The organism is Microcoleus sp. Z1_B2 (genome assembly GCF_036700325.1).
GTDB lineage: Bacteria > Cyanobacteriota > Cyanobacteriia > Cyanobacteriales > Microcoleaceae > Microcoleus.
Genome location: NZ_JAUBOQ010000052.1, coordinates 21,775 through 46,470, shown reverse-complemented (window position 1 = coordinate 46,470; position 24,696 = coordinate 21,775). Strand labels below are relative to the sequence as shown.

Sequence of the window (24,696 nt, the reverse complement as noted above, 5' to 3'; positions counted from 1 at the left end):
AACACTGTGTCGTCGCCCTCAAATGAGAGAAACAGTTCGTTAGTTTCGTTCCCTGTTAAATAATCGTTTCCCTCTGTGCCGATGCTGGTGTTTTGGATGTCGATGAGTTGGGCGGCGTTGGAGTCGAAGTTGAGTATGGGTGAAGGCTGGGGTTGGATAAATGTGATGAGAGGGGGCTGGGGCAGGGGGTCGCAACCGCAACTGGTATCGGGTTCGGCTACTGGGTTGAATATGGGGGTTGGTTCTGGGGCGGGTGTGGGTGTTGGTGGTGTTGGTTCTGGGGCGGGTGTTGGTTCGGGTGCAGGGACGGGTGGTGTTGGTTCCGGCGCGGGTGTTGGTTCTGGCGCGGGTGTTGGTTCTGGCGCGGGTGTTGGTTCCGGCGCAGGGACGGGTGTTGGTGTTGGTGTTGGTTCCGGCGCCGGTGTTGGTTCCGGCGCCGGTGTTGGTTCCGGCGCAGGGACGGGTGGTGTTGGTTCCGGCGCAGGGACGGGTGTTGGTTCCGCTGCGGGTGTTGGTGTTGGTGGTGTCGGCACCGGTATCGGCGCGGGTGTCGGTGTTGGTGGTGTCGGCACCGGTATCGGTGCGGGTGTTGGTTCCGGCGCGGGTGTCGGTGTTGGTGGTGTCGGCACCGGTATCGGTGCGGGTGTTGGTGTTGGTGGTGTCGGCACCGGTATCGGCGCGGGTGTCGGCACGGGTATCGGTTCCTTAAGGGGAATGAGAGAGACAGTGGCGACTGCCGCACTGGTAGCGCCGAGGTTATCTGTAGCGCTGTAGGTGAAGTTTGCCCCTGTGAAATTGCCGGACGCCTGGAAAAACAACTGGGTAATTTGCTCGGCTGTCAGGGTTTGACCTGCCGTGACCCGCACTCCTTGGCTGGGATCACCCAAGAACAGCGTGCCTTCATTGGCTGGTGGTAAGGTGTTTACGGTAAAGGAAACCACCGTCCCGTCTGGGTCGGTTCCTCCGAGTCCGGGGATGTTCACGGTTGTTTCCACCAACAAAGCGACGCTGGAGTTGTTGGCGACGGGTGGCCCGTCGGTGGGAGGTAATAGTCCTCGCAGGGAGGCTGTAGCGGGGGCTGGACTAATGGCGCCGCGGCTGTCTGTGGCGCTGTAGGTAAAGTTGGTGGCTGTGAATTCGCTGGTTGCTTGGAAGAATAACTGGCTGATTTGAGTTGCGCTAAGTCTTTGGCCTGCCGTGACCCGGATTCCCTGGCTGGGATCGCCCAAGAATAGGACGCCTTGATTTGCTGCCGGCAGGGTGTTGATAGTGAAGAATTCGATCGAGTCGTCGAGGTCTTTTGCCGTGAGCCCTGTGAGGTTGACTGTGCTGTTTGGCGCCAGTGTCTTGCTGAAGTTTGTCGGTACCGGCGGGTAGTTGAACGCCAGTGAGACCAGAGAAACGGTGGCTGCAGGACTGATGCCACCGAGATTGTCCCTGCTGCTGTAGGTAAAGTTAGCCCCTGTGAAATTGCCGGCCGACTGGAAGAATAACTGCGTCATTTGCTCGGCTGTCAGGGTTTGACCTGCCGTGACGGCGACTCCTCCGGTTGCGGGGTCGCCCAAGAACAGGATGCCTTGATTTGCCGGCGGCAGGGTGCTGATGGTGAATGCAACCACTGTGCCGTCTGAGTCTCTGCCTCCGATCCCGCTAATTTGGACAACGCTGTTGGGCCCGATCGCCACATTGCTGCTGTCGGCTGAGGGAAGCTTGTTGGGTGAAGGCGGAGCGAGTAAAATGGCGGTGGTGACAGTGGCTCTGGACTCGGAACCGTTGTTATTGCTGGGGTCGGGATCGAAAGTGGTCGATCGACTCTGGGAAGTATTGCTAATGGTGCCGATCGCTGGAATGACTACTGTTACCTCGCGGTTGATGTTGCTGCCGCTAGTCAAACTGCGAATTGTTGGGAAGGTGACAACCCCTGTCACTGGGTCGTAAGTGCCGTTATCGGATGCGCTGACTCCCGTTAAACCGGGAATGATGCTGTCTGTAATCACTACGTTTTCAGCAGCATTCGGCCCATTGTTGGCGGTAGTTATAGTATAAGTCACGGAACTACCCGCAGGAGCAGATGTGAGACCGCTCTTGGACGTAACCAAGTCGGCGCGGGCTGCCTCGATCGCAGTAACGACTCGCCCCCCCGCCTGACCGGGCAATGCGACTGTCGAGCCGTCGTTATTCGTCAAGTCCGGGTCAAAAGTGTCCGATCGACTCAAGACAATGTTGGTGATGCTCGTCAGGGTAGACGGCGGTACAAAAGTCAGGCTGCGGGTGACGCTGCTGCCGCTGGCTAAAGTCGCGATCGCTGGGAAATCGATCGCCCCTGTGGCAGCATTGTAGGTTCCGCCATCGGACACCCTGACATTAGTTAAGCCGGGAATTAGGCTGTCGGTGATGACTACGTTGGTCGCGGGACTAGGCCCGTTGTTGGTAGTAGTAATTGTATAAAGTAGCGTGTCGCCCACCTCGATGCTGGCCGGAGCCGTTTTTTGGGTGACAATATCGGCCACAGCCTCGATCGAGGTAATGACGGTGGCGTTGGGGTTTGTACCGTTGTTGTTGGCAGGAGTGGAGTCGGGAGTGATGGAGGTACTTCTGGCCGTGTTGCTGATGGAAGTTAGGGTGGGCGGCACTGTGAAGCCGATCGTCCGGGTGACTGTCTCCTTATGGGCTATTGCCACGGGCGCAAAGGTGACAATCCCCGTCACTGGATCGTAAACGCCACCGTTAGATGCCGTGACTCCGGTTAACCCCGGAACTATGCTGTCAGTGATGGTTACAGCTTCTGCAGGACTCGGCCCTAAGTTGACTGTGGCGATCGTATAGCTGACCGAACTACCGGCAGTAGCACTCGTAGATCCGGTTTTCGTGGTAACAAGATCCGCGTTGGGCGCAATACTTGTCGTAACCGTAGAGTTAGTGGGAGTGCCGTCTTTGTTGGTCGCCCAGCCGTTGTTGTTAGTGGCGATCGGATCGAAAGTCGCCGCGCTACTCCGGGCCGTGTTGCTGATGGCGGTAAGGGTGGCTGGGGCAATGAAACTGACGGTGCGGGTCGCAGTAGCTGCATTTGCCAGGGTTGTCAATGCTGGGAAGGTGACAATGCCGGAAACTGGGTCGTAACTCCCCCCATCCGATACGCTGACTCCTGTTAAACCCGGAATAATGCTGTCCGTGATGGTCACATTGGCAGCGGGGTCTGGCCCCATGTTAGTCGTAGTCAATGTGTAGGCGACGCTTGACCCGGCCGAAGTAGTCACAGGCCCACTTTTGGTAGTAACTAAATCTGCGACTGTATCGACAACAGTGGTAAAGACTACACCAGGCCCCTCGATTTGCCCTGGCGCGAGTACACCGCTGTTGTTGCCCAGATCGGGGTCGAAAGTCGAGCTATTGCTGAATGCAACGTTGGCAAAACTGCTACCGCTGGTTAAACCGGGTGGCAAATCAATAGTCAGGGTGTAAGTCAGAGTCTCACCCGCATTGAGAACCGGAATTAACGGCCAGGTGACAGCTTTCGTTTCGTTCACATAAGTGCCATTGTTGGAGGCAGTGAGAACCGGCGGCAATCCCCCCGGACGCAGCATTTCAAAAGGTATTTCGTCTTGAATCAGGACATTTGTAGCGGGCGCTGGCCCCCTGTTTACAGTTGTAATCGTGTAGGTAATGCTGCTTCCGGGCTTGACGAACTGCGGGCCGCTCTTGATAGTGGCAACCTCAGCGGTGATACTGGGAGGATTGATAGTTTCAACTACCAGGTTTTGAAGTTCGTGAATGTTGTTGGCGCTTCCTGTGGAACTGCCAAAACCAAATTTCAAAATTGGCGGTACCCGGCCGTTTTCGGTGGCCAAGTTGCGGATGTCGATCAATGTAGTTTCGTAGATGTCGTCGAAATTTGCATCGAAGGCCACGGTGAGGCGAGAGGGATTGACCGGATCGTTAGATGGATTCAGTGTAATTTGAACGGATCTTTTGGCTAAATTGCGATCGCTCGTGAACGTATTGCTGAAGTTAAAACTGGCGCCTGGTTCAGGGCCACTAAAGTCAATGCTTGTAGGAATGTTATCGATGCCGAAGGGAACGATCGCATTTGTTAAAAACCGATAATCGTTTGCTTGATTTCCTCTAACAGTTACTGAATCTGGTCTGAAAGAACCAATAGAGGAGCCGGGAATCGGGGGTGGCTCAGGACCCGACCGCCCTTCTGTGGATGTTGAAAAATTGCCAAACTCGTCAAGCCCAATGCCTAAATAACCTCCCTCAATACCGGGTATACCCGTTCGTGGAGCGTAAGCGACAGAACCGCCATAACCCCCAGTCCTTGTTGGGCTAACAGTGCCGTCAATCAAGAAGAAACCCAGCCCGTCCCCTGGCTGAGGGCTAATAAATGGTTGCGGAGCATTAGCTTGCTCCCTTGAACCGTAAGAATAAAAATCAAACTGGACTCTGAGACCGTCGGTTGAAGGAATGGGGTTGTTGTAGATGACGAAGGCTTCCCGAAGGTTTACTGCTGGAGTTAATCGCAGAGCGCCATCGCCGGGAGTTGCACCGCCCAAAGCCGGAAGTACGCCGGATACTGTGCCTCCGGTAATGCCGGGGATAAGTTGATCGGCTGCTGGATCGTTGCTGCTGGGATCGAACAGTGCCCCGTCATTTCCCCCGTAAATCCAAGGCCCCCTAACTGTGGAGTTTTTGAAAGTTTCGTTAACTAATGTGCCGAGGGCGTAAGGGTAGGCTTCGAGGACTTCTTTTTCAATGGCGATTCTCGCCTTTATTTCCCCTGTCGCAAATTTTAATTGCCAGTCGCCGCCGAGGGCCACACTCCCCGTCAAGTTGTCGGAAGCTGCAATATCTGCACCGACCATCAAGCTTAGCTGCCGCACGAAGGCTTGGCCGCTTTCCCCCGCTGCGACGCTGCACCCGAATAACAAGATATCTCCTCTCTCGCTGAGGGCTTTTCTCCACTGCTGTAACGAATGGCTGTAGGTTTGTAGGTTGTCGTTGCAGAGTTCGATCGACCCTAGCTGCACTCCTGCTTCTCGACCGTGAGAAACTATCTGAAGGCTGTCTAAATCGCTGCAATTAGCCAAAATTCTAGTAATTTGCTCGACTCCATCCCCCGTCGAGTTCAGTACAAATACCTCTGTATCGGCTGTTGCTCCTCTTGCCAAGCTCTCGCAGTTCTCTACTCTGGCATCGAGAAACAGTACATTTTTTACAGTCCGAGGGGGCAACCACGGGGAGTTTTCCCTTACAGTCGATCGCAAAAATTCTCTGTGGGGATGCCCAGTTCTCGTGCCGCCACGAATTTTCTGGGACAGGGGCAACCACGGGGGGATTGCCCCTACTGTTTTTACTTGTTTTATTGGTTTTTTCTGATGATAAGTTACTGTTGTTCGGGATTTTGCGCCCCCAATCCTTGTGGTGGACTCACCTATTTTTGGGGCGATAAAAATTGGTTTGTTGCAGATGCTTTGCATGGTAAAATAGTCTCACTAATTGTAGATGATATACCCATTTCCCGATGATTATTATCACCTATTTAAAAGGCTTAATTGCAGAGTAAGAGGCTCTGCTGCTTGACTGAGATTCAGAGCAAAAAGCCAATTTTACTCAGCACAAAGCAGTGCTATATGGATATTTAATAGCATTGCAAATAGCGCCGGCAGAAGAACTGAGGATTTGGTGTTTAAATCCCAATAATCTCTCTATCGGGTGATATTTTGCCTTCGACTTTTTTCTTTTAGGATCGCGAGTGTATCTGTTACACAGCTCTTACCTCGCGCAGTAGATAAGAACACGAGTTCTCAAGAATTTACTTGATGAGCTTTTCTGTACCTCGTCTAATGCACTTTACTTGGCAGATAAAACTCACTATTTCTAGACGTATAAACCTGGTTTGAGGGACGAAAAGACTTCTTTGCAGCCCTCGCTCCCGGTAAACAACTCGGTTTCTTTGGTTTGGCTGTGCAAGCCCTGTTCACAATAGCAACCACACATTAATTAGGGAGTGATAGCCGTCACATAATTATGGCGACTGTGCCCGAAGTGTTATTCAACTGATATCTTTTACCATTCTCAATAACCATTCTATGGGGGGTTCTCCTGCCCAGCCCATAAGAAAATTCACTTGTTGTGGAACAGGCCAGAAAGCCTATTCTTGAAAATGGTGCAACATATGAGATTCAATTGAAATTGGCATACCCTGTATCGACGAAGCTTCTTAAAAATTCATGACTTGGAGTCTGGACATAGCAATCTAGGTTTGAGACTGTTTCGCTACGATCGCAAAAACAGATTAGTGCTCCCCACAAGCAAATTCTCAAACTGTCAAGAAACGAGTCTTCGAGCTGGTTTCTGTTTAAGATAAATGCTCGGGACAATGTTTCGTGCAGAATTTTTCATGATGTTTTGGAGAAACGGATTTGGAGATGTGCGCCTCAGCTATTTACGATTTTTGTTGGCTAATTTTCTTAACTGCAGGAGTTACGCTCAGGAGACAGGAAAACCAATTTATGACTAGATTTCTCGTCGTCTAACCAAAATTTATCATCTAAACCTGGTTTCTGATCGTAAGTCATCAACTAGAAAAACACCGATCGCAATCCGCCAGTTATGGCAACTGTAACCAAGCAATAATGCTCGATTAGGTTTTAACTGCTGAGTTTGGGCGTGGGTCGTCCAAAACAAGCTTCACCAATAATCATTACACGTAAGTACATCTTAACTCATTGATTATTACATCCGCAAATAGACGTAGATACAAGCACCAATATAAGCTATATCTTTTCACCGCGAGCGTCAAGGGTTCGGGCTTGGTAGTACCGACAATCTTGACAGGGCCCAGAAGGATTGACAGCGCAGCGAATGTAATTTGAGCGGGCGTTATACTCGCAAGTGATATCGCCGATAGCATAACCGAGGCTTTGTATGTAAGTGCGATCGGCAGTTGGTAGTTGAGTTCGGATTGGTCTATTCGCTACCGCAAGTCTGGCGGCTGCAATTCTATCGCGGGCTTGGCTCTGGGCATAGCGCATCACCCACAAAGACAGCAGCGAGGGAGCTAAACCTATGAAAATAATTAGGAGAGCAGTTAGCACTTTTTCAGAGCTTATGTGGAGAATATTTGTTTTGATTTAGGCTATGGCAACAAAAAACCCTCCCCGAAAAGACGGTTTTAAATAAGAAAAGTTCCCGATCAAGTCTCAAACTAGGCCGCCCCTGTGTTAACCGTTAGCTGGCTGCTGAGGAGGGCGAATTAAATAACTTACAATTTTAATTGTTATTGTGGGATGGGCGTCGGGCCCGTCTTTTTTGGACGGGCCCGACGCCCATCCCACAAACTTTTTGAGAAACCCGGTTGCTTTCCAAAACCAAAACGGTTAAACCTTAGCAATATCCCCCGCTAAATCCATCAGCGAACCCGCACCTTCTACCTTAGCAACATCTAACAAAGTCTTCAAAACTGAATCGGGATTCAAACTAATCGAATCAATTCCCAACTCAACCAAGAAACGAGCAAACTCAGGATAATCGCTGGGCGCTTGACCGCAAATTCCAATCTTGCGATCGTACTTTTTGGCGGCTTTAATGGCAATTGCTACCATGCGCTTGACAGCTTCATTCCGTTCGTCAAAAATGTGTGCGACTAAAGCAGAATCCCGGTCTAATCCTAATGTTAGCTGAGTTAAATCGTTAGAGCCGATCGAGAATCCGTCAAAAACTTGGGCAAATTCGTCAGCAAATATGACATTGCTTGGCAATTCGCACATCACATACACTTGCAAGCCGTTTTCGCCCTTGACTAAACCGTGTTTTGCCATCTCTGCCAACACTTTTCGCCCTTCATCCGGGGTGCGACAAAATGGAATCATCGGAATCACATTTGTCAAGCCCATTTCGTCGCGGACTCGCTTTAATGCTTTGCATTCCAAAGCGTAAGCTTCGCGGTAATTCGGGTCGTAATAACGAGAGGCGCCGCGCCACCCGATCATCGGGTTTTCTTCCTTGGGTTCAAACTGCCGCCCGCCCAAAAGATTAGCATATTCGTTGCTCTTGAAATCGCTCATCCGCACGATAACGGGATTTGGATAAAATGCGGCGGCAATTGTGGCAATTCCGTGGGCGAGTTTGTCGGTGAAGAAATCGGGTTTGTGTTGGTAAAGTGCTGTCAGGTTTGCAATTTCTTCCTTGACTGATTCATCCACCAATTCGTCAAAGTGAATCAGTGCCAGCGGGTGTGCTTTAATGTGATTGGCAATGATGAATTCCAACCGCGCTAAGCCTACGCCGTCGCAAGGAATGGCTGATAAACCAAAGGCTTCTTCTGGGTTCCCGACATTCATTAAAATTTGAGTGCGGGTGCGGGGTAAATTCTCGATCGCAGTTTCTTGAATTTCAAAAGGAAGCAAACCGGAATAAACTTTGCCTTCATCTCCTTCGGAACAAGAAACAGTGATTTCTTGCCCGTTTTTCAAGATTTGGGTGGCATCGCCGGTGCCGACAATGGCGGGAATTCCCATTTCTCTGGCGATGATGGCGGCGTGACAAGTACGCCCACCGGAATTGGTGACGATCGCACTTGCTTTTTTCATAATTGGTTCCCAATCCGGGTCTGTTTTGTTGGTAACTAAAACTTCTCCTGATTGAAATTCAGCAATTCTGTGAACGTCTAAAATCACGCGGGCTTTGCCTTGTCCGATTGATTCGCCAACGGCGCGTCCTTTTGCCAAAACTGCACTGCTGCCTTGCAATTTGTAGTTTCGCAAAACTTTAGCAGACTTTTGAGATTGTACTGTTTCGGGTCGCGCTTGGACAATAAACAATTCGCCGGTATTGCCGTCTTTTGCCCACTCAATGTCCATCGGGGTGTACGTTCCGCGCACTTTTGAGTAGTGTTCTTCGATGACTACTGCCCATTTTGCTAGTTGCAAAATTTCATCATCTTTGATGGCAAATTTGTTTTTTTCTGCTGCGATGACCGAGACGTTTTTGGTGTATTTAGAACCACCGATATCGTACACCATTTTGAGTGTTTTGCTGCCGAGTCGTTTGTCTAAAATCGGACGAAAACCTTGTTTTAAGGTGGGTTTAAAGACGAAGTATTCGTCGGGATTGACGGTTCCTTGGACGACGTTTTCGCCTAATCCGTAGGCGGCGGTGACTAATACGGCGTTTTTAAATCCGGTTTCGGTGTCGATGCTGAACATGACGCCGGAGGATGCTAAGTCCGATCGCACCATTTTTTGGACGCCGACTGATAGGGCGACTTCAAAGTGGTCGAAACCCCGCTGTTGGCGGTAGGAAATCGCGCGATCTGTGAATATGGAAGCAAAGCATTTGTGACAGCATTCGAGGACGCCAGCGCAAGCTTGGACGTTGAGGTAGGTTTCTTGCTGTCCCGCGAAACTGGCGTCTGGTAAGTCTTCGGCGGTGGCGGAGGAACGCACTGCTACGTCTGTACTGTCGCCGTAGCGATCGCACAATTTTTCGTAAGCATCGGCGATCGCCGCTTGGAGTTCTCGCGGAAATGGTGTGTCGAGAATCAGTGCCCGCGCTTGCTTGCCTTTTTGTCGCAGGTTCTGCATATCTTCTACGTCTAAATCGGCAAAAATTTCGCGCAATTTAGCTTCTAAACCCGCTGACTGGATGAAGTACCGGTAAGCGTATGCTGTAGTTGCAAATCCGTTGGGAACTCTGACTCCTTGGCTGGTTAATTGTTGAATCATTTCGCCCAAAGAAGCATTTTTACCGCCTACTAATGGGATGTCGGCGATGCCGACTTCATCAAATAACAATACTAAGGCTTTTTCTTTGGGAATTACACCGGGTTTTTGATCAATTGCTAATTTTTCGATCATGGCTTTTTTCCTCTCAACTTCATCTCAGTTCGGTCAAAGCACAGTAAACAAAGGACAGTTTATTGGGAATTGTAATTTGGCTACCAAAGTTCTCTGATTTTTTCCTAGGCTGTATCAACCGAGTTTTCGATTGCCTCTACTTCAAGATTATCACTTTTTGGCTAAATAGCAAGGCCTGTGGAGATATTTGATTTGATTGCAAAACGTAAAGAATTTGCAGGAATGAGTTTATGTAAGGTATTATAAAAGAAGTGGTAAAAATATGAATAACGAAGATAGTTCTCACCGCTTTTTTGGCGTTGAGCGCTCATTGGTGCGGGGATATCGCTGGGATTGTGTTGGTAGCGGAATCCAAGGGCAAGAAACGGTGGGGTTCGATCGCGCGATCGGCTGAACCCGCCCAAAAACCGATACTTACTTTCCGATAGGAGTCGTGAGTCACCAAAAATAGGAGATTCTAGTTCAACCTCTCCGATTCATCTGTGGACTAAATCTAAAATCTAAAATCTAAAATCGGGTGACAGGGGCGATCGCCTCAAAAAATACTATGCAGCTTAGTTTCCTCCTGACACCGAGATTCTAAAAACCTTAAAAAATTTACCCCTGATTGCGTTAGCCTACTTAGAGGAAAAACACAATCGCATAGATATCAGATATTATATCATTTTCAATAAGCCTTTTAAGAGCTGGTTAGAAGAAACCCTCCCAAGAAAATTTACTCTTTCTGAAATGGGCCAGAAAGCCAGTTATTGAGAACCGTTCAACATCTAAGATAGAGTGCATTGTAATTGTTGAACCAAATAGTTTTCAACTGGGAACGGCGGATTTTGTGGCTATACAATTGTTTATATGCTATAATAGGTGGCTAAACTGCCTTATGACAAAAAACAAGGTATATGATATCAGTTTTGAGCCCACCCGCAAAGCGAAACGGCTTTAAAGTTCTTCTGGTCGAAGACAATCAAGCAGAAGCCGATCTGATTGAAGAATTATTATTAGAAACAAACGCCAGTAGAGCCGAACCCCAAAGGCTATCAGTAAGTTGTACGGACCGTCTGAGCAAAGCGCAGGAACTTTTGGTCAGCGAACATTTTGATGTGATTTTACTAGACCTTTCGCTGCCAGACAGCCAAGACTTAAATACAATTGTCAAAATACAAGAATATAGTCTAAATACTCCGATTGTCGTACTGACTGCCCGCAACGATGAAGAGCTTGCCCTGCAGTCAATCCAAGCCGGAGCTCAAGATTATCTAGTCAAGCGAAAAATTGACAGCGAAGTGTTAATTAGATCGCTTCGCTACGCAGTCGAGCGACAGCACAACCAAGAAGCTTTACGAAAAAGCGAAGAAAAATATCGCTCGGTAGTCGAGAATTCTCTCGTCGGAATTGCCATTCTCGCTCCTCCTATTTCCCCCTCAGCACCCGAAAAATGCGAGTGGTTGGAAGTGAACGATGCTTTGTGCGATTTACTGGGATACGATCGCCAGGATTTTTGGCATGAGAATTGGGAAATGTGGGTTTTTCCTGAAGACTTGCAGTCTAGTTTAGAGCAGTTAAATAAAATTTTGGCAGGGCAGAGTGAAGGCTATGTTTTAGACCAAAGATGGCGCAGAAAAGATGGAAAAACCGTTTATACTAGAGTTTACCTTCGCTGTATCCGCGCCCTAGACGGCTCGATAGACCGCCTGATTAAAGTAGTCTTGGACGTGAGCGATCGCTACCGTTACGAAGCTCAATTAAAAGCATCAGAAGAGTTTTTAAATCACACGATAAATTCTACTCCCGATCCAATTTTTGTCAAAGATGATCAGCACAAATGGATCGTTGTAAACGATGCTTTTTGCAATTTGATAGGAAAAAGGCGATCGGAACTGATTGGCCAGTCAGGATACGATTATTTTCCCCCAGCACAAGCGGCTTTTTTTTGGCAACAAGACGAGCAAGTATTGCAAAGAAGTCTTGCTCAGGAAACAGAAGAAATTTTTACAGATAGCGGTGGTCAAGAACGCATTATATCTACTAAAAAAACAGTATTTAAAAAAACCGATGGGACTAAAATGTTGGTTGGAACAATGCGAGATGTGACCGAATACAAACGCCAGCAAATTGCGTTGCAGGAAAGCGAAGCTCGATTTCAAATAATGACGGACAACGTGCCGGGAATGATTTATCAATATCGGCTTTATGTAGATGGTAAAACATCTTTTACTTACGTTTCTTCTGGCAGTTGGCAGATATACAATTTAAAGCCAGAAGAAATAGAAGAAAATGCCAGTTTGGCTTTTGCAACAGTTCACCCAGACGACATCTCAGACTTGCAGCGATCGATGGCAACTTCAGCGGCGACTCAGCAAGCTTGGCAACACCAGTGGCGGCAAGTTATGGGAGATCGAGTGAAATGGCTTCAAGGCGCGTCGAAGCCAGAAAAGCAAGCAAACGGCGATATAGTTTGGGACGGTTTAGTGATGGATGTTACGGAATTGAAACAAACCCAGCAAGACCGCGATCGATTTTTTAATCTCTCGCTGGATTTACTTTGCATTGCAGGTTTTGACGGCTATTTCAAACGCTTAAACCCCGCTTGGTCAAATGTATTGGGTTATAGCAGCGATGAAATCTTAGCCAAACCTTTGATAGAATTAGTCCATCCAGAAGACCTAGAAATTACTGTAGCGGAATTAGAAAAACTTAAAAAAAGCCACCCGATTATTAGCTTAGAAAACCGCTATCTTTGCCAAGATGGTACTTATAAATGGCTGTCGTGGACTGCATCGCCGTTTGCAGAAGAAGGTTTGATTTATGCCGTGGCTCGCGATGTTACATTTAGCAAGCAAGCTGAAGCTGAATTGCGTAAGAGCGCAGCCACCAACCGCGCTCTTTTAAATGCGATACCAGACATGATATTTCGCTGTCGGGCAGACGGCACTTTTGTAGACTTCAAACCTGCAAAAGATTTCGATAATATCCTACCGCAAAAAGCACTAATCGGCAAAAAAGCACAAGACATATTGCCTGCTGCTTTTGCTGACAAAATCTTGTCGGGCCATCAACAAGCGATCGCCACTGGCGAGATTCAAGTTGTAGAATATCAAATGCCCGTTAATGATGAACTGTACGATTTTGAAGCGAGAATTGTTTTCTGCACGGATGACGAAATTATCGCGATCGTCCGCGACATCACCAATCGCAAACGTTTCGAGTCAAAACTCCACAGGCAAGCAGCAGCAATGGCGGCTGCTTCCGAAGGTATCGCCATATTCAGTGCCGACAAAGAGGTGATTTATTGCAACGCAGCACGACTCAATATCTACGGTTACAACTCTCTCGAAGAAATCTTAGGTAAAAGTTGGAAAATATTCTACCAAGGTGCAGAACTGCAAAGGTTCGAGCAAGAAGTCCTGCCGACTTTAGTGCAGAAAGGTTCTTACAGCACCGAAGCAGTAGGATGCCGCCGCGACGGATCGGAAGTCCCTCTCGATGTATCGCTGACAATGCTAGCCGGCGGAGAAACTATTTGCGTTGTTCGCGATATTTCTCAAAGAAAACAAGCAGAAGCAGCACTGCGGGAAAGCCAGCGATTCGCTCAGCAAATTGCTGGGGCAATTCCTAATATTTTGTATGTTTGTGACTTAATTGAAAAAAAAAATATCTATGGGAACGCTTCTATCTACCACATTCTTGGCTATACAGTAGAGGAAATTCAGGCAATGGGGCCGTGGATGATGTCAACTTTAATCCACCCCGAAAATTTAATCAAAATGCCTGATTATTTACAGCAAGTCGAAACAGGCAGCGAAGGGGATATCTTTGAAATTGAATACAGAATTAGGCACAAGGATGGTTCTTGGCGCTGGATGGTTAGCCGAGATACTGTATTTGCCAAAACAGCAGACGGTAAGTTAAAACAAATTCTCGGCACGGCAACTGATATTACCGAAAGCAAGCAAGCAGAAGATGAAATAAAGCTGTTGCTGGCCGCAACTCAAGCTATTAGTCAGTCTGCCGATTTTCACAGCGCCCTCCCGGAAATTCTGCGGTTGCTGTGCAATGCGATCGGCTGGAATTTTGCGGAAGCTTGGATACCGACTGCTAACGGTAGTTGTTTGGAACATAGCGAAACTTGGTACGCTAGCGATCGCGATTTAGATAGGTTCGGCCGCGAAAGTAAAAGAATTAGATTCGCCGCCGGAGTGGCAGTACCTGGACGGATTTGGTCAACCAGAAATGTAGAATGGATTGAAGATATTTCTCTAGCCACAAATCATCTTTTTGCCCGATCGCAAATGGCGAAATCAGTCGGATTGAAAGCTTGTTTCGGAGTGCCAATTCACGCTAGTTCAAAGGTGCTGGCAGTTTTAGTATTCTGCAAGCGCGATCGCTCGATTATGGAACCGCGTATAGTAGAGTTGGTCAAGGCTGTAGCGACTCAGTTGGGCGATCATATTCAGCGCAAACAAGCCGAAGAAGAATTGCGTAAAAGTGAAGAACGCTGGCAGTTAGTTCTTAAAGGCAATCAAGACGGAATTTGGGATCTGAATCTTCAAACAAATGAAGCTTTTCGCTCGGCCCGCTGGCAAGAAATTATCGGTTACACAGACGGCGAAATCGACAGCACCAACAGCGCATCGATCGATCGCATCCATCCAGACGATCGCTCACGAGTGCAAGCAGCGATCCAAGGTTATCTCGATCGGCAAACCCCCAATTACGCCGCCGAATACCGCTTGCAGTGCAAAGACGGTAGCTATAAGTGGGTGCTCGCCCGCGCTCAAGCAGTGTGGGACGAAGCCGGAAACCCTCTGCGGATGGTGGGTTCGATGACGGATATTAGCGATCGCAAAGCAGCAGAATTAGCTTTACTGCAGGTCACTCAAGCCGTCGAAAGTACCAGCGATGCGATCGTGATCGCCGACTTGAAAGGGCGGTCTATTTATCACAATCAAGCCTTTATTCAGCGCTACGGCTACACAGTGGAAGAACTCAATAATCTTGGCGATATGACCGCGCTGTATGTCCGGCATAAAAATTACAAACAAATCTATAAAAGCCTTCGCAAAGGTCGCTCTTGGTGTGGCGAAGTTGCACTGCAAACTAAGAGCAACGAAGCAGTAACTGCTCTGGTGCGAGCCGACAGTATTCAAGATATTCATAGTAATTCAATCGGCTTGATTGCAGTAATTACTGATATCACAAAACGCAAAGAATCGGAATTAATTTTGCGACAAAAATTAAAGCGCGAACAGTTGGCAGTAGCCATGTTGGAACGCATTAGATATTCTCTAAATCTTGAAGAAATTTTAACCAAAAGTGTCGAAGAAGTGCGTCATTTTTTGCAAGTAGACCGCACTATTATTTATCAATTCAATCCTGATTGGAGCGGGTTTATCGCTGTTGAGTCGGTTGCCGAAAATGTTCGACCAATTGTAGGAATGGAAATTTATGACCCCTGTTTCGGGGCAGCCTACGTTCATCTTTACCAAGACGGTAGAATTAGAGCCATAGAAGATGTTCACAATGCGGGCCTAGCCGACTGCCACTTGGGTTTGTTGACTCGGCTAGACGTGAGAGCGAATCTGGTAGTGCCGATTTTGCAAGGCGAAAACTTGTGGGGGCTGTTAATTGCCCACCACTGCACGGGCCCGCGTCCCTGGCAACAATTGGAGGGAGAGTGCCTAAAACAATTGGGGGTGCAGTTGGCGATCGCCATTCAGCAATCGATGCTATTTGAACAAGCACAAACCGAAATTGCCGATCGCAAACTTGCAGAAGCCGCCCTGCAATTAGCTAAAGAAGCCGCCGAATCCGCCAACCGCGCTAAAAGCGACTTTCTCGCGAACATGAGCCACGAATTGCGGACGCCTTTGAACGGGATTTTGGGATACATTCAACTGCTAAAAGTCGATAAAAACTTTACCGCCGATCAACAGGAAAGTCTTAACAACATTCACCAGTGTGGCAACCACCTGCTGATGCTGATTAATGATGTTTTAGACCTCTCAAAAATCGAAGCTAGTAAAATGGATCTGTCTCTGACAAACCTGCATTTTTCCAGTTTTGTTAAAAGTATTATTGATTTGTTCCAGATGCGCTCTGCTCAAAAAGGAATTGCCTTTAATTACGAGCAGGTGTCAGCGCTGCCAGATGGCATTTTGGCAGACGAAAAAAGGTTGCGTCAAGTTTTGATTAATTTGCTCAGCAATGCCGTTAAGTTTACGAACAGCGGCAGCGTTACATTCAAAGTCGGTTATGCAGAAAATTTCCCCGATAATTATCATCAAACCAACAGCAAAAGTTCGATTTGGACAGCGGAAATTGCACCTAAAACAATCAATTTGACCGCTAATTTAGACGCGCAGCAAATGTCTAACCCGCCGCTGGGAACAACAGAAACGCGCGAGGTGACAACAGACAATACTGGCCGTTCCCCTACCCCTAAAATTCGCTTTCAAATCGAAGATACCGGCATTGGCATTTCTCAGAATAAATTAGAAGAAATATTTTTGCCTTTTCATCAAGTGGGCGATCATAACAATTTCGTCGAAGGTACGGGACTGGGACTTTCCATCAGCCAAAAATTAGTCAAAATGATGGGCAGCCAAATTCGCGTCCAAAGTACCTCCGGCAAAGGCAGCATATTTTGGTTGGATCTAGACTTACCCGCAGTCGCGCAGTGTTCGGAACTTCCCTCCCGACAAGAAAAAAGGCGGCTTGTAGGTTTTATCGGCCCCCAGCGGAAAGTGCTAATCGTGGACGATCACGAAGTAAATCGCGCCATGTTGCACAGGCTGCTTTTTCATTTAGGCTTTGAAATTGCAGAAGCTACAGACGGCGAAGACTGTTTGCACAAAGCACAGGAATTTCTACCGGATATAATTTTAATGGATTTGCTGATGCCGGTAATGAACGGTTGGGAAGCTACCAGGCGGCTGCGACAGTTGCCGGAATTAAAAGATACGGTTATCCTTGCTTTGTCCGCTAACGTTTACGAGACTACCAAGCAAGAGAGCATACTTGCAGGTTGCGATAATTTTATCACCAAGCCGATTCAAACTAATGAGCTTTTAGAATTATTGCGCCTGCATTTGAGACTAGAATGGGTTTACGAAGAAGGATCGCAAACCAGAAAGCGGACAGATCAAACTGCCAAAGCATCTTCTGAGATTGCTGCTGCTGACTCAACGATGGTGTCTCCTGCCTCAGAGTCAGTCTTGGCGTTGTTAAGATTGGCTGCAATGGGCGATATTGAAGCTATTCTGGAAGAAACTGCTAAACTCGAACATTCTGAGCCGACATTAGTGCCTTTCGTTCATCACCTGCGCCAACTTGCTAAAGGATTTCAGCTCAAGCAAATTCGAGATTTTTTGAAGCAACATTTGTCCTAAAATTGACGGTAGCTAACAGACAACTTAAAATCAGTTAAATCTCTGATCTTGCACCATGGTCAGCAACAAGCTTCCCGGCTTGTTCCACAGAGACTGAATTTCTTGTGGCGAGTAGGGGTTGGACCCCAGATCCCGCCCACAAAAGAAAATAGTGATTGCAAATAAAGGCATCTATGAAGCAACCGGATTTCTAGAGCCGCAGAAAATCACTTGAATCCGATTTAAACTCACAAACCACCAATCAAAAATCAAAAATTTTAATATTTCCCTTGAATATGAACGATAAGAATTCCGAAAGAAGCATCATACAAATTGTCGATGACAACCAAACAAATCTTGACGTACTTTTCGAGTTGTTAAGGAATTACGGGTTTAAAGTATTAGTGGCTCTAGACGGCGAAAGTGCGATCGAGCAAATTGACTACATTCATCCCGACTTGATTCTTTTGGATATCATGATGCCAGGAATTGACGGTTTTGAAACTTGCCGACGCTTGAAAGCAGACGCGTCAACGCAAGATATTCCCATCATATTTATGAGCGCCCTTTCCGATACGCCTGATAAAGTAAAAGGCTTTCAGACAGGAGCAGTTGACTACATCACTAAGCCTTTCCAGCACGAAGAAGTTTTGAGCCGGATTCAAACCCACTTGACAATCCGCAGCTTGCAAAAAAAACTCGAAGAAAAAAACCTCGAACTTGCCCACCTCAACCAAAACCTGGAAAGACTTGTTGAACAAAAAACCAAGCAATTAATCAACCAGGAAAAAACAGCCATCATCGGACGTTTGACTCAGGGCATGGTTCACAACCTCAAAAGTCCGCTGCAAGTGATTCAGACTAGCGTCGATTTGATTGAAACAAAAGCCACACAAATTCAAGAAGACTCTCTGTTTAATTATACTAAGTATATTTTTCAAGCAGTCACAAAAATCAATCAGATCATGGATACTCTGATGATGAAAAGCCGCAACGAGCAAAAGCAAGATTTGCACCCGGTGAATATCAACGATTTAGTGCAGCGAGAAATTCAGCTATTGGAAGGCAACCTATATTTTAAAAATAAAATTAGAAAAAAATACTTTTATGACGAAGAAATTGACAGTATTCCATTGATTTATTCCTATCTTTCTCAAGTATTTTATAATTTAATTAATAATGCAATGGATGCTATGTGGGAAAAGAAAAGCAGAGAAATAACTATCGTGACGCGGCAAGACGACTCGAACATATACATGGATATTGCAGATACGGGATGCGGCATATCATCTGAAGATTTGCCAAAACTTTTTGATCCTTTTTACACATCCAAGCCGCCTAAAGGCGAGGCAAAAACGGAAGGTGAACCAACAGGAACTGGTCTAGGACTTTATACTTGTATTGAACTTTTAAAACCTTTTAACGGTGAAATTGCTATTAGCAGCAATGTCGGTCAAGGCAGCGTGTTTACAGTTGTGCTGCCCAAACCGCAGACAAATTGAGCGACTCAACTGAGTTAACTTGTGTCGGGTTAGACAACCATAATTAAGTTTGTAATTAAATTTGTAGCATGGAATGCAAGTCTTGGTTACTCGCTCAAGAGAGGACTTGCATTGCTCAATACAAACAAGCGCTAATTGCGGGCTATTAACCGGACACAATCTCAGAGCGGATTTTGTAAATTAACGGTAATTCTCCTAGCTTAGTAAGACTATTCCAAAAACAAATATTTTAACTTTAGGCAAGCTTTAAACGGCTATTTAAAATCTAAATTTTCAAAGGCTATCAGCAATGCCAATCCTGATTAATCCGCGTTCTTTTGATTTGCCTCTTGCTATTCCCCTGCCAAAGGTTGTAAATTAAAATAGAGTTGAGTTGCAATATTGGTAAGAGTATAATAGTTTTGGGCCACTAGGTTTGGGGCCAGGCGGACAACTTGCAGCGAACAACTCAATTCTACAAATAAATCTGGGTGGTCTGCAAGCACACAGCGCACTCTAAAGCGTGTGCTTCAAGTTCCCCAATCATCAGCTAGGTAGCTGCATCCGCTGCTGAGATTTTATAATTACTAAAAAATAGCAAAAGGATACCCGTAAAAAAAATGCTAGTTTACGCAACAGCCAAACCGCGATAGTCATCAGTCATCAGTCATTCCAAATCTAAAATCTAAAATCTAAAATCTAAAATGGTATGACATCTGTGTTTGAGTCAACTTTAACGCTTAGTTTAAAAATTCTTTTAGTAGAAGATTGTGCCGAAGATGCAGAGTTCATTCAAGAACTGCTGTCTGAACCCCAACTAGGACACTTAATTGATGTGACCAATGTAGTTCGCTTTCGTGAAGCGATAGAAATTTTAAGGGAGCAAATTTTTGATGTAATTTTATTAGATATTTCACTTCCTGACAGCCCAAAATTTAATACTTTTTTCCGACTTCAAGATTGCGGTATCAATACTCCGATCGTCATTCTGACAGCGGCTGATGACGAAGAACTAGCTGTCGAGTTAATTGCCGCCGGCGCCCAAGATTATCTGGTGAAAAGACAGGTAGACAGCCGGCTGCTGGTACGGACGCTCAGGTGCGCGATCGCCCGCCAGAAACGGCAAGCAGAATGGAAAAAAAGTCAAGAAAAATACCAGCAGGTTGTTGACAATATCAAAGAAGTTGTTTTTGAAACAAATACGGCGGGCAATTGGACTTTTCTCAATCCGGCTTGGACAGAAATCACCGGATTTACCGTTGATGAAAGCTTAGGAACTTCCTGTTTGAGTTACATTCATTCTGAGGATCAATACCAATATTTAAATTCGTTGACAGGTCTGAGCGAAAATCAAGAAACATCCAATTGCTATCAAATTCGATATCTTACAAAAAATGGCGAAATTCGGTGGGTAGAAGTGCAAGAATTTTTTCTTTGGGGCGAGAACGGCGGGGCGCAGGGGACGACAGGAACTATCAATGATATTACCGATAAAATTTTAGCACTTTCCGAACTAGAAGCTAGTAAAAAGTTTTTGAATTATACAATCGATGCAGTGGCAGACCCACTTTTTGTCAAGGATGAACAGCACCGCTGGATACTGTTAAATGATGCTTTTTGCAAGCTGCTCGGCAAGGAGCGCGAGGAACTGCTGGGCAAGTCGGATTATGACTTTTTCCCAAGACAAGAAGCTGAGATTTTTTGGCAGAATGACGAACAAGTTTTTAGGACGGGGGAAGAAAACGAGAGCGAGGAAATATTTACGGACGGCCGCGGTGCAAAGCACATTTTGTCTACTAAAAAAACTGTATTTGAAAATAGCGATGGCAGTAAAAATCTCGTCGGGATAATTCGAGATATCACTGAGGATAGGCGCAAACAATTAGCGCAGCAAGAAAGCGAAGCTAGACTTCGGCAACTTGCAGCCAATTTACCGGGAATAATTTATCAATTTCGTCTCTCAACAGACGGAAAAAAAAGTTTCCCTTATATTTCTTCGGGGAGCATCGATTTATATGAATTGGAGCCAGAAAATATTCAGCATAATCCTCAACTACTTTTTGATTTTATTCATCCAGATGATTGTCAAAAATTTGAAGAATCTATTGCTGTTTCTGCGGCAAATATGCAGCCATGGCAGCAGGAATGGCGGGCGATTGTACCGTCGGGAAAACTTAAGTGGATGCAAGGGGTTTCGAGACCGGAACGAGTTGATTTTGCGACTAAAATAGGGCAGGAAGGGGATATAGTTTGGGAAGGGATCGTGCTGGATATTACTGATTTAAAGCAGACTGAAGCAGCTTTGCGGGAGAGCGAAGCCAGATTTCGATCGCTCGTTGAGAATATCCCTGGCGCTATCTGCCGCAGCTTGTACGATGCTGAGTGGACGATGGTATTTATTAGCGATGAAATTGAGGTAATTAGTGGGTATCCTGCTGGAGATTTTATTCGCAACAACGGCTTAAGTTTTGCGAGCATTGTCCACGAGGCAGACAAGGAAATGGTCGATCGACAAATCAGCGCAGCAGTAGAGTCGAAACAGCCGTACAATCTAGAATACCGGATTGTTCGCGATGACGGAGCGGTGCGGTGGGTGTCGGAAAGAGGTAGGCCAACTTACAATCTGGAAGGGCTGGTTTTGTGGCTCGACAGAGCGATTTTTGATATTACCGATCGCAAACAAGCCGAACTGACTCTGTGCCTAGTAACTCAAGCTGTAGACAGTGCTAGTGATGCGATCGCGATCGCAGATTTAGACGGTTATTCCGTTTATCATAATCAAGCATTTATTCAGCGCTACGGCTATACAGTGGAGGAACTAAATAATGCCGGCGGCCCAGCAGTAATGTACCCCAAATCTCAAGACTTGAGAAAGTTATTTAGGGTGCTGCGGAAAGGTTTTTCCTGGGAAAGTGAAATTGAAATCAAGAGTAAAAATGGCGATATTATAGAAACTTTTTTGCGGGCTAACTGCATTAAAGATAGCGCTAAGCAACCGATAGGAATGATAGCCATAATTGCCGACCTCACAGAAATAAAACGCACCGAATCGGCATTAAAACTCAGTCAAGAGCGATTACAGTTGGCGGTTTCCGGTAGCTCTTTGGGGCTGTGGGATTGGAATATAGCTACTGGCGAAACTTATTTCGACTTTTATTGGAAATCAATGCTAGGCTATGCAGAAACCGAAATTGAAAATAACCTCAAATGTTGGGAAACTTTGCTGCATCCCGAAGACCGAGTGAAGGTAATGGAATGTTTAAATTCCTATTTGGAAGGTGAGACTGATATCTATGAATTTGAATTTCGGATGCTCAATAAAGCGGGCAATTGGCAGTGGATTCTGGCGATGGGCAAGGTCGTCGAGTACGACGAATGGGGTACGCCGCTGCGGATAACAGGCACTCACAAAGATATCAGCGCCCGCGTTGCAGCAGAAGCCGAAAAAACGCAGTTGATCGCATCTTTGCAACAACTTGCCGAACAGTTGCAAGCAGCGCAAAAAATAGCCCGCATCGGCAATTGGGAATTTGATAGGGAGACAGGAGTTATTACTTGGTCGGAAGAACTGTTTCGAGTTTACGGTCGAGAATTGAATCGGCCGCCGACAATGGAAGAACTTTTAGAGCAAATTCATGCCGATGACAAAGAAAGGTTTGCAGAAGTTGTACAAAAAGCAGTGACTGAAGGAACAGCTTACGATATCGACCACCGCATCTATTTTCCATCAGGAGAAATTAGGCACGTTAACGCTAAAGGAAAAGCTGTTAAAAATGAGTTGGGTCAGGTGGTCCGGCTGTGTGGCACGGCAATGGACATTAGCCATCGCAAAAAAGCAGAAATTGCTTTACAAGAAAGCGAACAGCGATTTCGAGCTGTATTTGAACAAGCGGCGATTGGCATTGTCAAAGTGTGGCGCGACGGTCAATTTTTGAATGCAAATCAAGGGTTTTGCAATATTGTCTGCTACTCAGAATTAGAGCTAAAATCGCGAAATGTTGGGGACATTTCTCACCCCGAAGATGTAGCAGCAGATGTCGAGTCGCGCGACAGACTGTTAGCTGGGGAAATTTGTAATTATTCCCTTGAGAAACGCTTTATTCGCAAAGACGGTTCATTTGTTTGGACTAATATGACTGTATCTTTAGTGCGGGATGGGTTTGGGGAACCTAGCTACTTAATTGGTGTGATTGAAGATATTAGCTCTCGCAAACTTGCTGAGGCTATCTTGCGCCAGCAATTAAAGCGCGAACGCCTGGTGGTAAAAATGCTGGAACGCATTCGATCTTCTCTCAATTTAGAAGAAATTTTGACAAAAACTGTTGCTGAGGTACGGCAGTTTTTGCAAACAGACCGGACAGTTATTTATCGTTTTAATCCCGATTGGAGCGGTTTTATAACAGTCGAGTCGGTGGGCGAAACTTGGCAGTCGATTCAGGGAATAACTATTAAAGATTCGTGCTTTGAAGACAGCCATGCTTCGGCTTACGAAGACGGTCGCCCTTTAGCTGTGGATGATATTTACAAAGCAGGTCTTTCCCAGTGCTACATTAATTTATTAAGTCAATTTCAGGTGCGAGCTAATTTGGTAGTGCCGATTTTGCAAGGCGACAAGTTGTGGGGGCTATTGATTGCCCACGAGTGCGCGGGCCGCCGTCGCTGGCTGGAAATTGAGGTCGAGTGTCTCAAACAAATTAGCGTGCAGTTGGCGATCGCGATCCAGCAATCAATGCTGTTTGAGCAAGCACAAAGTGAAATTGCCGATCGCAAACAAGCCGAGTCAGCTTTGCAGGAATCGGAAGCGCGAGAACGTTCAAAAGCGCTAGAGTTAGAAGCAGCTATTAACAAGCTCCGAACGACTCAAGCTCAGCTCGTTCAAAATGAAAAAATGGTGAGTTTGGGTCAGTTAGTTGCTGGTGTTGCTCACGAAATTAATAACCCCGTTAGCTTTATTCACGGCAATCTCAGTCCGGCTCGCAATTACACTTTAGATTTGCTGGAATTGATTAAAGTTTACCAGCATTACTGTCCTCATCCTCCGGCCCAAGTCTTGGATAAAATTGATGAAATAGACTTGGATTATATTGTTGAGGATTTCCCGAAATTGTTTAACTCGATGCAAGTAGGAACCGAGCGAATTGTCGAGATTGTGAAATCGTTGCGTAATTTTTCCCGATTGGACGAGTCCGCAGGGAAGTCGGTTAACATTCACGAGGGAATTGATAGCACTTTGATGATTTTGCAAAATCGGTTAAAATCTCACAGCAGTCATGGAGAAATTCAGATAGTTAAAGACTACCAACTCTTGCCACAAATTGAATGTTTTCCTGGCGAGTTGAATCAGGTATTTATGAATATTTTGATTAATGCGATCGATGCTTTGGAAGAACGGGACAAGCAGCGTTCGATCGAGGAGTGCGATCGACATCCCAGCACGATCGCTATTCGCAGTTATCAGGTGGCTGGGGGCTTCGTAGCGGTATCGATTGCCGACAACGGGGGGGGGATACCGGAGTCAGTGCGATCGAGGCTGTTTGACCCATTTTTCACGACTAAACCTGTGGGCAAGGGTACGGGTTTGGGACTGTCGATTTCTCACTCGATTATCGTCGATCGCCACGGCGGCCGATTGAGCTGTATTTCGACACCGGGTGAGGGAGCGGAGTTTTTAATTGAAATTCCAGTGCGGCCGAATTTAACTGGTAGGAATTCAAATTTGGGGCAATAAATTAGCAATTGGTAATTGGAAAGCGGAAATGGGCAATATCTCACATCTGGCACCCTTCTCAAGAACAGGCTTTTCGGCCTGTTCCACAAAGAGAGAATTTTCTTGTGGAACAGGCCGAAAAGCCTGTTCCTAAACAAGTAATATCATGTCCGGTCGATTAGCAGAAATCAGGTAGGGGCGGGTTCACCAACAATATCTGCTAATAATTAACAATCTCAAAAACCCGCCCGACCGTGATATTATGGTCAATCGAACGGACATGATAT

At 46.4% G+C, this 24,696-nt stretch carries 7 protein-coding genes; 4 read left to right on the top strand and 3 right to left on the bottom strand.

Annotation, left to right across the window (positions count from 1 at the left end):
• The 3 genes from QT984_RS24615 to ppsA all read right to left on the bottom strand — a co-directional run.
• The coding region (locus QT984_RS24615; protein WP_333375171.1) for a DUF4347 domain-containing protein at window positions 1-5,477 on the bottom strand (5,477 nt) is incomplete at its 3' end.
• Between the two features lie 1,299 nt (window positions 5,478-6,776).
• Window positions 6,777-7,097 (bottom strand): DUF6464 family protein, encoded by a 321-nt coding sequence (locus QT984_RS24610; RefSeq protein ID WP_333057003.1) that lies wholly within the window; start codon window positions 7,095-7,097, stop codon window positions 6,777-6,779.
• A 282-nt stretch (window positions 7,098-7,379) separates the two neighbouring features.
• Complete coding sequence (gene ppsA, locus QT984_RS24605; RefSeq protein ID WP_333057002.1) at window positions 7,380-9,857, bottom strand: phosphoenolpyruvate synthase; 2,478 nt, start codon at window positions 9,855-9,857, stop codon at window positions 7,380-7,382.
• Between the two features lie 262 nt (window positions 9,858-10,119).
• On the opposite strand from ppsA, the gene QT984_RS24600 reads away from it, so the two are divergent.
• From QT984_RS24600 to QT984_RS24585, 4 genes are all read left to right on the top strand, one after another.
• Window positions 10,120-10,251: a hypothetical protein gene (locus QT984_RS24600; protein WP_333057001.1), complete on the top strand. Its 132-nt coding sequence runs from the start codon at window positions 10,120-10,122 to the stop codon at window positions 10,249-10,251.
• A gap of 502 nt (window positions 10,252-10,753) precedes the next feature.
• Window positions 10,754-17,242, top strand: coding sequence for a PAS domain S-box protein (locus QT984_RS24595; RefSeq protein ID WP_333056999.1), 6,489 nt, complete (start codon window positions 10,754-10,756; stop codon window positions 17,240-17,242).
• 275 nt (window positions 17,243-17,517) lie between these two features.
• Window positions 17,518-18,723: a hybrid sensor histidine kinase/response regulator gene (locus tag QT984_RS24590; RefSeq protein ID WP_333056998.1), complete on the top strand. Its 1,206-nt coding sequence runs from the start codon at window positions 17,518-17,520 to the stop codon at window positions 18,721-18,723.
• A gap of 688 nt (window positions 18,724-19,411) precedes the next feature.
• A complete protein-coding gene (locus tag QT984_RS24585) occupies window positions 19,412-24,430 on the top strand; it encodes a PAS domain S-box protein (protein WP_333056997.1) in 5,019 nt (1,672 codons plus the stop codon).
• The last annotated feature ends 266 nt before the right edge of the window (window positions 24,431-24,696 follow it).